Origin of the sequence: Pseudomonas neuropathica (assembly GCF_051174785.1) — a bacterium.
Lineage (GTDB): Bacteria > Pseudomonadota > Gammaproteobacteria > Pseudomonadales > Pseudomonadaceae > Aquipseudomonas > Aquipseudomonas neuropathica_A.
This window is the reverse complement of sequence record NZ_CP195111.1, coordinates 1,989,074-2,003,327: the sequence shown is the minus strand read 5'-3', so window position 1 is coordinate 2,003,327 and position 14,254 is coordinate 1,989,074. Positions and strand designations below refer to the sequence as shown.

The following is a 14,254-nucleotide window of genomic DNA, read 5'->3' as shown; positions in this document are numbered from 1 at the left end:
TTCATTGTTTTTATGACTCGCAAGCTTCACGCGGCCAAGACCGCTGAATGATTTTTATGGATCGAGTGCTTGCATTTTTCCCTTGCGGGTCTGTCAATTGAAGGTGAAAACTGAGCCGATACCTGTACATTCTGCCAATCGGTGCGATTACCGCCCACAACCCCGAGGCCTGGATTGAAGTGATGAACAAGCCTGAGCTGCCTTCGATTCCAGTGTTCAAGCTCTACGGTGAAAGCCTGGACTGGCCGACCCCTGACTTGCTGCACTGTGAAACCATTTCCTCCCGCAGTCGCGAACACGAGTGGGAAATCAAACCCCACCGCCATGCGGATTTGTGCCAGTTACTTTTCGTCTTCAAAGGTCAGGCAGAGCTTGAGATCGAAGGTCAGCGCACGCAACTCGACACCCCGGCCATTCAAGTGCTGCCACCGCTGTCGGTGCACGGCTTTCGTTTTTCCGAAGATGTCGAAGGGTTCATCGTTACCCTCGCCACACCGCTGATCAACCACTTGCAGGCGCAACTGGGCGATTCGGTACACGCGCTGGCCAGCGCAGAAAACTACCCGGCAGGCAACGACGGCGATTACCTCAACAGCCTGTTTTCGGCGCTGCAGGCCGAATACAACGGTCATCAACCGGCGCGGGAAATGCTCATGCATTCGCTGGTCAGCGTGATCATGGTCTGGGTCAGCCGTCAGGCAATCGTGCGGCACAAAGCCAGTCAGCGTCCGCAGCGTCAGCGCGAATACCTCAATGGTTTCATTCAGTTGGTCGAGGAGACTTATCGCCAGCATGTGAAGGTTGAGGATCTAGCCCATCGACTGGGCATTTCAGTGTCGCACCTCAACGGCACCTGCCGTGAACTGGCGGGACAACCGGCGTTGCAGATCATGCATGAACGTCAGTTACTGGAGGCCAAGCGCTTGCTGACTTACACCAGCATGACGATTTACGAGATGTCGGAGTTGTTGGGGTTTTCCGACCCGACCAACTTCACGCGGCTGTTCCGGCGCCGCGTGGGGATCTCGCCCAAGGCTTTCCGCGACAGCCTCAAGGCCGAACAGTAATCACTGACCCCACAAAACCCTTGTGGGAGCGAGCCTGCTCGCGAAGGCGTCCTGTCATTCGACTCAAGTGTTGACTGACCCACGGCTTTCGCGAGCAGGCTCGCTCCCACAGAATCGCATTCCAGCCTAGATGATTCAGCGCAATGCGTTCAGCGTGGCATTGTGCGGAATGCAGCGCTCGAAGTTGCAGCTCGCATACTCGCGCGGCAACTGTCGCAACTGCTCGACCCGCCAGGCCGCGGTGCCGTACAGCGCCAGCGTGGCGGCGCAGGTGATGAAAATCGCGACGTACCTTCTTGTTTTGATGTTCATGGCGTAGACCTCTGAACGACATACCCTGCGGTATTACTTTCAGCATAGGTCAGCGGCGGGGAGTTGCCAGCGAGTGCGGTTGGGCTTGTAACTGGCCATTCAGCACATCGATAGCCACTGTGGGAGCGAGCCTGCTCGCGAAAGCGATGTCTCAGTTACTGAAAAGTTGGCTGAACGAACGCTTTCGCGAGCAGGCTCGCTCCCACATTGGATCGGGTTTACAGATCAACGTCCCATTGCGGATGCTCAGGAAAGCGCTCTACCAGAAAATCCAGCATGCTGCGCAGCGCCGCCGGCATGTGTTTGCGTGAGGCGTACACCGCGTAGATGCTCATCTGCCGCGGCTCGGCATGGGGCAGCAGTCGGATCAGTTCACCGCTGTGAATATGCACACCGGCCTGATAGGTCGGCAGCATCGCCACCCCGGCGCCGGCCAGCGTCGCGCGCAATAACGTACTGGCCTCGTTGGCGCTGATATTGCCCTGCACCGGCACCGAAACCGGTTCGCCATCCTCTTCGAAATGCCACAGGCTCTTACCGAAATACGAGTGCGTCAGGCAGTTGTGTCGGCTCAGTTCCTCGACCCGTAACGGCGCCGGGTGTTCTTGCAGATAAGCCGGCGCGGCGCAGACCACCGAACGACAAACGGTCAGGCGTCGGGCAATCAGATTGGGATCGAGATCGTTACTGGTACGAATCGCCAGATCGATCCGCTCATCCACCAGATTCACCGTGCGATCGAGCATTTGCAGATCGATACTTACACCGGGATAGCGTTTGACGTAAGCGGCCATCGCATCGGCCAGTTGCGCCTGGCCAAACGAGGTACTGACGCTGATCCGCAGCAGCCCGCGTGGGGCGTCGTGGGGTTCGCTGACGGCGGCCTGCATGTCGGTCGACAGTTCGATCATCTGTCGGCAACGCGGCAGAATTTCACTGCCGGCAGCGGTCAGGCTCAACTTGCGCGTGGTGCGGTGCATCAGGCGCGCACCGACCCAGTCCTCCAGCTCCGCCAGATATCGTGAAACCACTGGCCGCGAAAGGTCCAGATGATCGGCCGCTGCCGACTGGCTGCCCAGATCCACCACGGTGACAAATACCCGCATTGCTTGGAGACGATCCATGATTTGCCCGCTTTCAGAAACAAACTATGTTCAAGCATCGCATTTTTTGTACTGAGTCAGGCAACTAAGCTCTGTCCCATCGCCAAACACGGCATTCGGACATCGGAGCAACAGATGATCGGCTTCACCACACTCAAACGCGTTCTGCTCGCCACCGCTTCCCTGGGTTTCGCTGCGCATGCGGCGGCTGCCAACCTGAACCTTGACGTCTACAACCCGGGAACCAACGCGATTTTCCCGGTGACCTCGGTGCTGGTCAGCGGCGAGAAAGACGCGATCCTCGTCGATGCCCAGTTCGGCAAATCCCAGGCTGAACAGGTCGTGGAAAAGATCCGCGCCAGCGGCAAGCACCTGACCACCATCTACATCAGCCATGGCGACCCGGATTACTATTTCGGCCTCGACACCCTGACTCAGGCGTTCCCTGACGCCAAGGTGTTGGCCTCGCAGCCGACCGTCGATCACATCAACAAAACCGTCGCCGGCAAACTGGCTTTCTGGGGCCCGAAAATGGGCGCCGATGTGCCAGCGAAAACCATCGTGCCGGGCGTGCTCAAGGGCGACAGCCTGATGCTCGAAGGGCAGAAATTGCAGGTGGTCGGCCTCGACGGCAAACAGCCGGATCGCAGTTTTGTGTGGATTCCGTCGCTCAAAGCCGTGGTCGGTGGTGTGGTTGTCGCCGAGAACATCCATGTGTGGATGGCCGACACCCAGACCGCGCAATCCCACGCCGACTGGCTGCAAACCCTGCACTCGATCGAAACCCTCAAACCGGACACCGTGGTGCCAGGTCATTACCTCGGCAACAGCAGCCGTTCGCTGGCCAGCGTGAAATTCACCGCCGACTACATTAAGACGTTCGACGCTGAAACCGCCAAGGCCAAAGATTCCGCCGCACTGATCACCGCGATGAAAAAACGCTACCCGAAACTGGGTGAAGAAAGCTCGCTGGAGCTGAGCGCGAAAGTCGCCAAGGGCGAAATGCAGTGGTAAGCCGATTCTGAAAAACGCAGCACTCTCAAGCCAACTGGAGAATGTCATGAGCAAGATCGCAATCATTGGTGCCACCGGCCGCGCCGGTAGCCAATTGCTGGAAGAAGCCCTGCGTCGAGGCCATAGCGTCACCGCTATCGCCCGCGACACCTCGAAGATCGGCGCCCGTGCCGGTGTGGTCAGCAAGAATGTCGATGTGCTGGATGCCGCAGCGCTGCAAGATGCGGTGGCCGGTCATGATGTGGTGATCACCGCCGCGCATTTCGCCACCGTGCCTGCGGCGGCGATTGTCGGGCCGGTGAAGCAGGCTGGGGTGAAGCGTCTGTTGGTGGTGGGCGGTGCCGGTTCTTTGTTGCTGCCGGACGACACACGGGTGATCGACAGCGCGGGTTTCCCGGCAGAGTACAAAGCTGAAGCCAGTGCTGGTGCGGCGTTTCTAGATGCGTTGCGTCAGGAGCAGGATCTGGACTGGACTGGACCTTCCTGTCGCCGTCGGCAGAGTTTGTCGACGGGGAGCGCACGGGTACTTTCCGCGTCGGTCAGGATCATTTGCTGGTGAGTGCCGAGGGGCGTAGCTGGATTACTTTTGCCGATTACGCGATTGCGCTGTTGGACGAAGTGGAAACGCCGAAGCATTCGCGTCAGCGGTTTACTGTAGGTTACTGATTGACGTAACGCTGAGTGATGGGTCTGGCTTCAGATCTTTCCCCCTCACCCCAGTCCTCTCCCGGAGGGAGAGGGAACCGAGTTGTCTGGCGTTGTACATCGATCTGAGTGATCGAGTCGATTATGGATTCAACACAGTAGTTTCACGTCGGCGTATTTCTATAGCATCCCCCAATCAGTCCCCTCTCCCTCTGGGAGAGGGTTAGGGTGAGGGGAAAAAGCCTCACCGCAAATGCGCCTGCTCAACCAACCAGATCATCAACTCTTCAAGCGGCGGCGATGCTTCAATCCCCGGTGGCAACACCACGTAATACGCCAACCCCGTCTTCACTTTCAACTCAAACGGCATCACCAGCCGCCCCGCGCGCAAGTCATCACCAATCAACGACCAATCCCCGATCGCCACTCCCGTCCCATGCGACGCCATCGACATCGCCTGATCCAGCGTCTCGAAATGCTGGCCGCTGCCGATGTTGTTCAGCCTTAGCTCAGCGGTGTTGAGCCAAACCGACCAATCGTGAATGTCGTGCGTCGGGTGCAGCAACAGATGCTGTTGCAGATCCGCCGGCGTATGCAGCGCCGGTGAACCCTTGAGCAACAGCGGCGAACACACTGGCGTCAGTTGCTCGTCGAACAAGTGCAGTGCGCCCGGCGAGTTGTCCGGGGGCGGGCCGTAGATCACTGCCGCGTCGAACTGCTCACGCTGAAAGTCCACGCCGTGTTGCAGCGAGGCGGTGAGTTTCACCGGCACGTCCGGGCGTTCTTTTTGCCATTGCAGCAAGCGCGGCAGGAGCCAGCGCATCACGCAGCTCGGTGCTTTGAGTTGCAGGGTTTGCCGCTGCAGGCCGATTTGCTCGGTCGCTTCGCTGATCAGGCCGAAGACTTTTTCCACACGCGGTAGCCATTCACGTCCTTCGGCAGTCAGCGCCAGGCCACGGGCCAGGCGGATGAACAGCGGATAACCGAGATGCGCTTCCAGCCCGGCGATCTGCCGGCTCACTGCACCCTGAGTGATGTGCAACTGCTCGGCGGCGCGAGTGAAGTTGCAGCACTGCGCGGTGATCAGAAACGTGTGCAGAGCGGGGAGGGGAGGCAGGCGTTTCATGGGGAACCAAGGTATGACGTGAGGACATGGCTAGTATGACTTTTAATCGATTGTTGCGGCTACCTGTCGACCGTTCAATGAGCCCATTCCCGGAATCATTGTGGGAGCGAGCTTGCTCGCGAATACGGTTTTCAATTCAGCATTGATCTAGCTGATACACCGCTTTCGCGAGCAAGCTCGCTCCCACATTTGATTCGGCGTATCGATCAAATATGAAGGGCAATCGACATGGCGACGTGTGGCGAAGTACTGGTCAAGTTACTCGAAGGTTATGGGGTCGAGCAGGTGTTCGGCATTCCCGGGGTGCATACCGTGGAGCTGTATCGCGGGCTGGCGCGTTCGAGCATTCGCCACGTCACCCCTCGGCATGAGCAGGGCGCCGGATTCATGGCCGACGGTTACGCGCGCACCCGCGGCAAACCGGGTGTGTGCTTCATCATCACCGGCCCGGGCATGACCAACATCACCACCGCCATGGGCCAGGCCTACGCCGATTCGATCCCGATGCTGGTGATCTCCAGTGTGCAATCGCGCAGTCAGTTGGGCGGCGGTCGCGGCAAGCTGCATGAGTTGCCGAATCAGAGCGCATTGGTCGCAGGTGTCGCGGCGTTCTCGCACACTTTGATGTCCGCCGCTGAATTGCCGGGGGTGTTGGCACGTGCTTTTGCGTTGTTCCAGGCCGGCCGTCCGCGTCCGGCTCACATCGAAATTCCGTTGGATGTGCTGGTCGAAAATGCCGATGAATTGCTCGCCTGCGTACCGGTCAATATCGACCGCGCCGGTGCCGCGCCCGGTGCGGTCAAGCGCATGAGCGAATTGCTCGCCGCTGCCAAACGTCCGCTGATTCTGGCTGGCGGCGGTGCCATCGACGCAGCGCCCGAGCTGACCAGACTCGCCGAACTGATCGACGCTCCAGTGGCACTGACGATCAACGCGAAAGGCATGCTGCCGGGCAACCACCCGCTGCTCATCGGTTCGACCCAAACACTGGTCGCCACCCGCGCGCTGGTTGCAGATGCTGACGTGGTTCTGGCCATCGGCACCGAGCTGGCCGAGACCGATTACGACGTCACGTTCGCTGGCGGTTTCGAGATTCCCGGCAAACTGTTGCGCATCGATATCGACGCCGATCAGACCGTGCGCAACTACCCGCCGCACCTGGCGCTGGTGGCCGATGCGCGGAACGCCGCGCAAGCCTTGCTGGATGCGCTGTCGCAGGAAAAACTCGACGAGCGCAGCAGCGATTGGGGCCCGGCCCGCGTCGGCAAACTGCGCGCTGGACTGGCCGCGAGCTGGGATGCACCGACCCTCGCGCAAACCCGTTTCCTCGACACCGTGCTCGATGAATTGCCGAACGCGGTGTTCGTCGGCGACTCCACGCAACCGGTGTACACCGGCAACCTGACGTTCAACCCGGATCACCCGCGCCGCTGGTTCAATGCCTCGACCGGTTACGGCACGCTCGGCTACGCCTTGCCGGCCGCGATCGGTGCGTGGCTTGGTGGCCAACACGACAAAGGTGCGCGTCCTCCAGTGGTCTGCCTGATCGGCGATGGCGGGCTGCAATTCACCCTGCCGGAACTGGCCAGCGCCGTCGAAGCGCGGGTGCCGGTGATCGTCCTGCTGTGGAATAACCAAGGCTACGAAGAGATCAAGAAATACATGGTCAATCGTGCCATCGAGCCGGTCGGCGTGGATATCTACACCCCGGATTTTGTCGCTGTGGCGAAGGGCCTCGGCTGCGCGGCTGAAGCGATCAGCAGCATCGAACAACTGCGCACTGCGTTGCGTAGTGCAAGCGATCGTCAGGGCCCGACCCTGATTGAAATCGATCAGAGCCAATGGATGCAGGCGGTGGCGCAATGATCAGTTTTCCAACCACTCTCGACGGCCTTTACATCAACGGCCAATGGTCGGCCGGCCGCGAACATCTGCGGGTGATCAACCCGGCCACCGAAGCGTTACTGACCACGGTCAATGGCGGTGACGAGCACGCCGTCGACCAAGCTGTTGCGGCCGCCAGCGAAGCCTTCAAAAGCTGGTCGCAAACCAGCGGCGCCGAGCGCGGCGCGATTCTGCGCAACATCGCCAATGGGGTGCGCAACGGTCGCGAGCACTTGATGAAACTGCAATCGAGCAACAACGGTAAACCGCAATTCGAAGCGGCGATCGACGTCGACGACGTGATCGCCACATTCGAGTATTACGCCGAACTCGCCGAAGGCCTCGACGCCCAGCAGGACGGAAACGTGCCGCTGCCCAGCGATGATTTCAGCGCACGCCTGCGCCGCGAGCCGTGCGGTGTGGTCGGGCTGATCGTGCCGTGGAATTTCCCGATGGTCACCACGGCATGGAAGCTTGCACCCGCGCTGGCGGCCGGTTGCTGCGTGGTGCTCAAACCTTCGGAAGTCACGCCGCTGCCGGAGCTGGAACTGGCGGCGATCATTGCGGAATCGGGTCTGCCAAACGGTGTGTTCAACCTCGTCTGCGGCACCGGGCTGGCGGTCGGTGCGCCATTGTCGGCGGATCCGCGTATCGCCAAGATCTCCTTTACCGGCAGCAATGCGGTTGGCGTGGAAGTGATGCAGCGCGCAGCGGAAACGGTGAAAGGCGTGAGTCTGGAGTTGGGCGGCAAATCTTCGCTGCTGGTGTTGGCGGATGCTGATCTCGATCTGGCGGTTGAGCTGGCCTGCGGCGGCGCATTTTTCAACGCCGGGCAGATGTGTTCGGCGACCAGTCGTGTGCTGGTTGCGGATGAGCTGGAAGAGCAATTCCTCCGCCGTCTGCAGAAACGTGCGCAGGCCATTCGTGTGGCCGATCCGTTCGATGCGGAGGTGGAAATGGGTGCGCTGGTCAATCAGGCGCAGTACCAGCGAGTGCTTGGGCACATTGACCGTGGACTCAGCGCGGGTGCGCGTTTGCTTTGCGGCGGCAATCGTCCGGCGAATCTGCCGCGCGGCTATTTCTTGCAGCCGACCGTATTCACCGACGTACCGCTGGACAGCGCGCTGTGGTGTGAAGAGATTTTCGGGCCGGTATTATGTGTGCGCAGTTTCAGTAGCGAAGCCGAGGCGATTGCGCTGGCCAATGACACGCCGTTTGGTTTGGTGGCGAGCGTGGTGACGGCCGATGCCGCTGCGGCAGACCGCGTGGCCAATGCCTTGCAGGCGGGGATGGTGTGGATCAACGCGCCGCAGGTGATTTTCCCGCAGGCGGCGTGGGGTGGGTACAAGCAGAGCAGCATTGGTCGCGAGCTGGGGCCATGGGGCCTAGCCGCGTTTCAGGAAATCAAGCATGTGATCCGCGCGGTGTAAAAGCCGACCCTCACCCCAGCCCTCTCCCAGAGGGAGAGTGAGCCGATCGCGGTGTCTGGCGATGTCCATCGACCTGAAAAATCCGGTCGATTATGGATTGGTCAAAGTACTTTGAAAGCCGACCCTCACCCCAGCCCTCTCCCGGAGGGAGAGGGGGCCGATCGAGGTGTCTGGCGGTATCCACCGACCTGAAAAATCCGGTCGATTATGGATTGGTCAAAGTACTTTGAAAGCCGACCCTCACCCCAGCCCTCTCCCGGAGGGAGAGGGAGCCGACCGAGGTGTCTGGCGCTATCCATCGACCTGAGAGATCGAGTCGATTATGGATTCGGTGAAGCATTTTCAGGTCGGTGTATTTCCTGAATATCCCCCAATCAGTCCCCTCTCCCTCCGGGAGAGGGCTAGGGTGAGGGGCTTCTAACGGTCACACCGAAAGCCGCAACCGCGCCAGATCCCTTAACGGCGGTGCACCGAACAACCGACTATATTCGCGACTAAACTGCGACGGACTTTCATACCCCACCCGATACCCCGCCGCCGACGCTTCCAACCCTTCGGCGAGCATCAAGCGCCGCGCCTCTTGCAAGCGCAACTGCTTCTGATATTGCAAAGGACTCATCGCCGTCATCGCTTTGAAACGGTGATGCAGAGTCGAAACGCTGAGGTTCACTTCTCTGGCCAGATCATCAATGCGCAATGGCTGTTCAAAGTTGCCGTTCAACCATTTGATCGCCTGACTGATGCGATGACTCTGGCTGTTGGCAATCGCGATCTCATACAGGCGATGACCCTGCGGACTGCGCAGCAGGCGATAGAGAATCTCCCGGCGAATCAGCGGCGCAAGCATGGCGATGTCTTTCGGCGCATCGAGCAAACGTGCCAGACGCAGCACCGCATCAAGCATCGAACTGTCGATCTGCTCGACATACAAACCACGCCCGGTCGGCCGGGTCGGCACGCCCATGGGGCCGGCGTCAGCGATCAGCGCGGTGATTTCTGTCGGGTCAATATCCAGACGCACGGCGAGGATCGGCTCTTCCGGCGAAACGTTAACCACGCGCCCGCTCAGCGGCATCGAAACCGAGACCACCAGATAATTCAGCGGGTCGTAATTGAAGTACTCATCGGCCAGCCGCACCTCTTTGCGTCCCTGCGCCATGATGCACAGCGCCGGTTGCGCGAGCACCGGGGCAAAGTCGTGGGATTTTGTGTGGCGCGACATGAACAGCGAGCCGATGGCGGTCTCGTAGCTGCCATCGTCAGTGGTGTTGCGGCGGATGATCGCCGCCAGTTCCGCACGCTGTTTTTCCATGTCAACGCTGGGTTCGGCTTGAAAACGATCGAATGACGTCATGCACGGCATCCTCGGCAGGGGAGGTGGAATGGAGCAGAGCATATGTTTGTGCAAGCGCCAGCGGTAGACACATCCTGCGAAATGCTTGCCTGATTCTGCCCCGGGGTGTTTCCGCGCCTGCCGCGATCCAACCCTGTAGGAGCTGCCGAAGGCTGCGATCTGTTGATCTTCAAGGCAAAATCAAAGGATCCCAGCCTTCGGCAGCTCCTACACAAAACGCGTATGACAGACGTGTGACGCAGTTTTACAGGTTGTTACAGGTTCTGGATGCAGTCTCGCAGGATTGTGCAACGCGGCGGCAGGAATCGACTAACGGCGGCGGGCGTCAGGCCCTTAACCTTTGATCCTGTCGCAGCCCGTCCCCGGCTGCCACGCGACTCCCTGGGAGGGTTGAACATGTCCAAGCAGATTCCCGTCAGTCATATGGCCTTCGTTCGAGCGCGCGCCGGGCGTTCGGCGGAACTCGGTGTACGCCTGAGCGCGTTGATCGAGCCGTCCCGCGCCGCCCCCGGTTGCCTGAGCTTTGCCTTGCAGCATTCGCAGTGTGATCCCGAGTTGTGGCTGGTCTGCGGGTTCTGGAGCAGCCAGCAAATGATGACCAACTATTTCAACAGCCCGTCGATGGAAATCTTCGCCGAGCTGGTGCAGGAACTGGTGGTCAACAGCCTCGACTTCCACACCTTCAAGGACGTATCGGCGGCACAAGCCCTCGGTCAATGCCCGGCACCGGTACACAAACTCGTCGGTTGAGGGTTTAATGTCCGGCTTGTTTGTCTGAGCCGGGATATGTGACATGGCACGTAGAGAGTTCGAACACTTCGAAGCAGTTTCCGCAGTCGTCCCCGTCGAGTTGGGCGGCAACAAGGGCTATCACGCGGCAATCGGGGTCAAGGCCCTGGTCGATGGCGGTGCACCACGCTTTCACAAACTGCTGAATGATCAGGTTTTCCCCGGCGCCATTGCTGCCGATGAAGCGGCCATCAATGAGCTGGATAACCTCAAGGGCGTCACTGAAGACGCCGAGTTGATCTGGTAACGCGTTACTTGTTTGCGCCCGGACGCCACATCTTGAACAGGGCCTCAGGCCCCAGCTGGAAATAATCCGCTGGCCCGCCGCCGCGCAGAATCGGTTCTGCTGCGGCGGTGTCGTAGATGCCGTCCTTCAACAGCCACTTGGCGATGTGCACGGCGACCACTTCGCCGAGGATCAGCCAGCTCGGCACCGTCTCGCCATCGGCACGCTGCAACTGAATGATCTGCGTGACCTTGCACTCGAAGGACACCGGGCTTTCGGCGACCCGTGGCACCGAAATCACTTTGGACGCGACCGTCGTCAATCCCGCCAATTCAAATTCGTTGACCTCAGGCGCGACCATCGCGCAGCTCTGATTCATGTGCTCGGCCAGCGGGCGGGTGGCGAGGTTCCAGACGAATTCACCGGTCTGCTCGATGTTGTTCAGGCTGTCTTTGCGCCCGACGCTGGAAAAACCAATGATTGGCGGAATGTAGTTGAAGGCGTTGAAGAAGCTGTATGGCGCCAGGTTCAACCGGCCGTTGGCATCCCGCGAGGAAATCCAGCCGATCGGGCGTGGGCCGACGATGGCGTTGAACGGATCGTGGGGCAGACCGTGGCCGTTGGCGGGTTCGTAGAAGTGGATGTCATCGGGCATGGCGGGTGGTCCTGGAGAGTGCTGGGTCAGGTGCCCAATAGTGCAAGCAGACGCTGCATATTTCCAGCCAGACACCGATATTCCAAACTATGAAATTCCCCTGTGGGAGCGAGCCTGCTCGCGAAAGCGTCGGGTCAGTCGCATTGATATCGCCTGACATGACGTCTTCGCGAGCAGGCTCGCTCCCACAGGGTTTGATGTGAACTCAGGAAATTGTCATGCCCCAGAAATGACTAAGCCCGGCCGAAGCCGGGCTGTGAGAGGACTGCTGATACTTAGCTGATGGCAGCGGCAGTACCGGTTTTATCGAAGCCGTCAGCCGCGACGGTTTTACCCAGGTTGGTTTTGTCGAAACCATCGGCAGCGACAGCTTTGCCAATGTTGGTTTTATCAAAACCGTCAGCGGCATAAGTGCCAGAGTGGCTGGTTTCGATGGCGGCGCTGGCGCCGTTGATGAAGTCTGCGGATTTGGTGCGATCCGAGCCGTCGGCAGCAAAGGTGTTGGCGGCCAGTACGGACAGGGTCAGGGCGAGGATCAGTTTGGTTTTCATGTCGTTTACTCCAGATTCGTTGGCGGTGTGTCTTGCATGGGTTTAATGCTACGCCAACTAAATTGATTAAAAAGCGCAAATTAATGCTAAAAACAATCGATTAAATTGATATTAAGGGCGGCGCAGAATATTCGCTTTCGTCGTCGCAGCGAGCGTCGCGCAGGTCATCGATCAGGTGATTGGAGAATGAGCGGGCAGCATTAATTAGCGATTAATCGCTTGGCGGCGGATGTGAGGAATTTTCATGCAGGTCTGGATCAAGTGGTGACCCCAATCGGGAGCAGGCTCACTCCTACAGAGGGAAAACATTCCAAATGTAGGAGTGAGCCTGCTCGCGATAGGGCCAGAACAGCCACCATTGCAGTGGCTGTGAACACCCGATCAGTCAGTGACGATGCGCGAATGCTTCTGGGTGTCCTTCATGGTGATGTACACCAGCAACGACACTGCGATGCACGCCGTCACATACCAGTAGTAACCGGTTTCCATGCCGATGCTCTTGAACCACAGCGCAATGTATTCAGCGGTGCCGCCGAAGATCGACACGGTCAGTGCGTACGGCAGGCCGACGCCCAGGGCGCGGATTTCAGTGGGGAACAATTCAGCTTTCACCACGGCGTTGATCGAGGTGTAGCCGCTGACGATGATCAGTGCCGCCATGATCAGGAAGAATGCGCCCCACCAGGTCTGAATGGTGTGCAGGGTCATCAGGATCGGCACGGTGAAGATCGTCCCCAGCACACCAAAGGCGATCAGGATCGGACGCCGACCGATCTTGTCCGAGAGGCCGCCGATGATCGGTTGCAGGCACATGAACAGGAACAGTGTGGCGGCAGAAATGGTGGTCGAGTCGGAGATGCTCATGCCGACGGTGTTCACCAGGTATTTCTGCATGTAAGTGGTGTAGGTGTAGAACGCCAGGGTGCCGCCCATGGTCAGACCGACCACGGTCAACAGCTCTTTGGGATGGCGCATCAAGGTGCGCATGGCGCTTTCCTTGGACTTTTCTTTCTTGGTGAACGACTCGGTTTCTTCCATGCCGCGACGCAGGTACAGCGCCACGACTGCACACAGCGCGCCGATGGCGAACGGAATACGCCAGCCCCACGCGTACAACTGTTCAGTGGTCAGCACGTTCTGCAGCACGATCAATACACCCAGCGCGATGAGCTGGCCGGAGATCAGGGTCACGTACTGGAAGCTGGAGAAGAAGCCGCGACGTTCCTTGGTCGCCATCTCCGAGAGATAGGTCGCCGAAGTGCCGTATTCGCCACCGACCGACAGGCCTTGCAGCAAGCGAGCGAACACCAGCAGGATCGGCGCACCGATGCCGATGGTTTCGTAGTTCGGGCTGAGGGCGATCAGCAGCGAGCCGAAGCACATCAGATAGACCGAGGCCATCAGGGCTTTTTTACGTCCGACCTTGTCGGCGTACATGCCCATCAGCCAGCCACCGATCGGACGCATCAGAAAGCCGACGGCGAAAATCGCGGCGGTGTTCATCAATTGGGCGGTGGTGGAACCGGCAGGGAAGAAAGTTTTCGCGAAGTACAGGGAGAAGGCGGCATACACGTACCAGTCGTACCATTCGACCATGTTGCCGACGGAACCGCTGAAGATCGATTTGATCCGGCTGGCGGTGGTTCTTTCTTTGGCCGGCACGGCAGCCGACCCAAGAGGCAGGGCGTTGGAGTTATCCATTGAAGGATCCTTCGTTTAATTGTTTTTGTGGAGCGCGTTGGAACGCAGCCTGCGAGGGCTATAGCAGGAGGTGTGCCAACGGGGGGAGGGCCGGTTTAGAGGGGGTGGTGGGATTGGGTGAGCGGATTTGTGCCGATGGAATGGATTGTGTGAGCGGATTTCCGCTCATTGGGGCAGAGATCAAAAGCCCCTCACCCTAGCCCTCTCCCGGAGGGAGAGGGGACAAATCGAGGTGCTTTTGATAGTTACGCCGACCTGAGATATCGAGTCGAACTCAGGTTTTGAAAAGCATGGAGATCGGCTCCCTTCCCCCTCGCCCCCTGGGGGAGAGGGCTGGGGTGACCGAGTGGATTGTTCGAGTTACACCGACCTGAGATATCGAGTCGAACTCAGGTTT

13 protein-coding genes and 1 pseudogene are annotated in these 14,254 nt (G+C 59.3%); 7 read left to right on the top strand and 7 right to left on the bottom strand.

Features of this window, described 5'->3' with window-relative positions; translation table 11 throughout:
* The first annotated feature begins 182 nt into the window (after positions 1-182).
* Positions 183-1,067 (top strand): helix-turn-helix domain-containing protein, encoded by an 885-nt coding sequence (locus ACRRSD_RS09050; RefSeq protein WP_116030017.1) that lies wholly within the window; start codon positions 183-185, stop codon positions 1,065-1,067.
* Between the two features lie 135 nt (positions 1,068-1,202).
* Here ACRRSD_RS09050 and ACRRSD_RS09045 read toward each other — a convergent pair whose 3' ends face one another.
* Positions 1,203-1,379, bottom strand: a complete 177-nt coding sequence (locus ACRRSD_RS09045) for a hypothetical protein (RefSeq protein ID WP_007912636.1) — start codon at positions 1,377-1,379, stop codon at positions 1,203-1,205.
* Between the two features lie 218 nt (positions 1,380-1,597).
* Positions 1,598-2,503, bottom strand: coding sequence for a LysR family transcriptional regulator (locus ACRRSD_RS09040; RefSeq protein WP_435037855.1), 906 nt, complete (start codon positions 2,501-2,503; stop codon positions 1,598-1,600).
* Positions 2,504-2,617: 114 nt separating this feature from the next.
* Between ACRRSD_RS09040 and ACRRSD_RS09035 the strand changes: the two genes are divergently transcribed.
* Together ACRRSD_RS09035 and ACRRSD_RS09030 are read left to right on the top strand one after the other, a co-directional pair.
* Entirely contained in the window at positions 2,618-3,496 is an 879-nt protein-coding gene (locus ACRRSD_RS09035; RefSeq protein ID WP_435037854.1) for an MBL fold metallo-hydrolase, read from the top strand.
* 46 nt (positions 3,497-3,542) lie between these two features.
* Positions 3,543-4,162: pseudogene (locus ACRRSD_RS09030) on the top strand (NAD(P)-dependent oxidoreductase).
* A gap of 223 nt (positions 4,163-4,385) precedes the next feature.
* On the opposite strand, the gene ACRRSD_RS09025 reads toward ACRRSD_RS09030, so the two are convergent.
* Complete coding sequence (locus ACRRSD_RS09025) at positions 4,386-5,267, bottom strand: LysR substrate-binding domain-containing protein (protein ID WP_435037853.1); 882 nt, start codon at positions 5,265-5,267, stop codon at positions 4,386-4,388.
* 228 nt (positions 5,268-5,495) lie between these two features.
* Here ACRRSD_RS09025 and ACRRSD_RS09020 point away from each other — a divergent pair, with 228 nt between their 5' ends.
* Positions 5,496-7,133, top strand: a complete 1,638-nt coding sequence (locus ACRRSD_RS09020) for a 5-guanidino-2-oxopentanoate decarboxylase (protein ID WP_435037852.1) — start codon at positions 5,496-5,498, stop codon at positions 7,131-7,133.
* Positions 7,133-8,581 (top strand): aldehyde dehydrogenase family protein, encoded by a 1,449-nt coding sequence (locus ACRRSD_RS09015; protein ID WP_435038490.1) that lies wholly within the window; start codon positions 7,133-7,135, stop codon positions 8,579-8,581. Before ACRRSD_RS09020 ends, ACRRSD_RS09015 begins: the two co-directional genes overlap by 1 nt.
* A 424-nt stretch (positions 8,582-9,005) precedes the next feature.
* On the opposite strand, the gene ACRRSD_RS09010 is transcribed toward ACRRSD_RS09015, so the two are convergent.
* Complete coding sequence (locus ACRRSD_RS09010) at positions 9,006-9,935, bottom strand: AraC family transcriptional regulator N-terminal domain-containing protein (RefSeq protein ID WP_435037851.1); 930 nt, start codon at positions 9,933-9,935, stop codon at positions 9,006-9,008.
* 396 nt (positions 9,936-10,331) lie between these two features.
* Between ACRRSD_RS09010 and ACRRSD_RS09005 the strand changes: the two genes are divergently transcribed.
* Both ACRRSD_RS09005 and ACRRSD_RS09000 read left to right on the top strand, forming a co-directional pair.
* Positions 10,332-10,685, top strand: coding sequence for an antibiotic biosynthesis monooxygenase family protein (locus tag ACRRSD_RS09005; RefSeq protein WP_095048248.1), 354 nt, complete (start codon positions 10,332-10,334; stop codon positions 10,683-10,685).
* Between the two features lie 43 nt (positions 10,686-10,728).
* Positions 10,729-10,971, top strand: coding sequence for a hypothetical protein (locus tag ACRRSD_RS09000; RefSeq protein WP_435037850.1), 243 nt, complete (start codon positions 10,729-10,731; stop codon positions 10,969-10,971).
* Positions 10,972-10,975: 4 nt separating this feature from the next.
* Here ACRRSD_RS09000 and ACRRSD_RS08995 read toward each other — a convergent pair whose 3' ends face one another.
* The 3 genes from ACRRSD_RS08995 to ACRRSD_RS08985 all read right to left on the bottom strand — a co-directional run bounded on the left by ACRRSD_RS08995 (position 10,976) and on the right by ACRRSD_RS08985 (position 13,857).
* Positions 10,976-11,605, bottom strand: coding sequence for a flavin reductase family protein (locus ACRRSD_RS08995; protein WP_435037849.1), 630 nt, complete (start codon positions 11,603-11,605; stop codon positions 10,976-10,978).
* Between the two features lie 275 nt (positions 11,606-11,880).
* Positions 11,881-12,156, bottom strand: a complete 276-nt coding sequence (locus ACRRSD_RS08990) for a hypothetical protein (RefSeq protein WP_077574321.1) — start codon at positions 12,154-12,156, stop codon at positions 11,881-11,883.
* A 381-nt stretch (positions 12,157-12,537) separates the two neighbouring features.
* Positions 12,538-13,857, bottom strand: a complete 1,320-nt coding sequence (locus tag ACRRSD_RS08985) for an MFS transporter (RefSeq protein WP_007912608.1) — start codon at positions 13,855-13,857, stop codon at positions 12,538-12,540.
* Positions 13,858-14,254: the final 397 nt, after the last annotated feature.

Coding starts and splice junctions, on each gene's coding strand:
- ACRRSD_RS09050 (WP_116030017.1), top strand. CDS start 183: ATGAACAAGCCTGAGCTGCCTTCGATTCCAGTGTTCAAGCTCTACGGT.
- ACRRSD_RS09045 (WP_007912636.1), bottom strand. CDS start 1,379: ATGAACATCAAAACAAGAAGGTACGTCGCGATTTTCATCACCTGCGCC.
- ACRRSD_RS09040 (WP_435037855.1), bottom strand. CDS start 2,503: ATGGATCGTCTCCAAGCAATGCGGGTATTTGTCACCGTGGTGGATCTG.
- ACRRSD_RS09035 (WP_435037854.1), top strand. CDS start 2,618: ATGATCGGCTTCACCACACTCAAACGCGTTCTGCTCGCCACCGCTTCC.
- ACRRSD_RS09025 (WP_435037853.1), bottom strand. CDS start 5,267: ATGAAACGCCTGCCTCCCCTCCCCGCTCTGCACACGTTTCTGATCACC.
- ACRRSD_RS09020 (WP_435037852.1), top strand. CDS start 5,496: ATGGCGACGTGTGGCGAAGTACTGGTCAAGTTACTCGAAGGTTATGGG.
- ACRRSD_RS09010 (WP_435037851.1), bottom strand. CDS start 9,935: ATGACGTCATTCGATCGTTTTCAAGCCGAACCCAGCGTTGACATGGAA.
- ACRRSD_RS09005 (WP_095048248.1), top strand. CDS start 10,332: ATGTCCAAGCAGATTCCCGTCAGTCATATGGCCTTCGTTCGAGCGCGC.
- ACRRSD_RS09000 (WP_435037850.1), top strand. CDS start 10,729: ATGGCACGTAGAGAGTTCGAACACTTCGAAGCAGTTTCCGCAGTCGTC.
- ACRRSD_RS08995 (WP_435037849.1), bottom strand. CDS start 11,605: ATGCCCGATGACATCCACTTCTACGAACCCGCCAACGGCCACGGTCTG.
- ACRRSD_RS08990 (WP_077574321.1), bottom strand. CDS start 12,156: ATGAAAACCAAACTGATCCTCGCCCTGACCCTGTCCGTACTGGCCGCC.
- ACRRSD_RS08985 (WP_007912608.1), bottom strand. CDS start 13,857: ATGGATAACTCCAACGCCCTGCCTCTTGGGTCGGCTGCCGTGCCGGCC.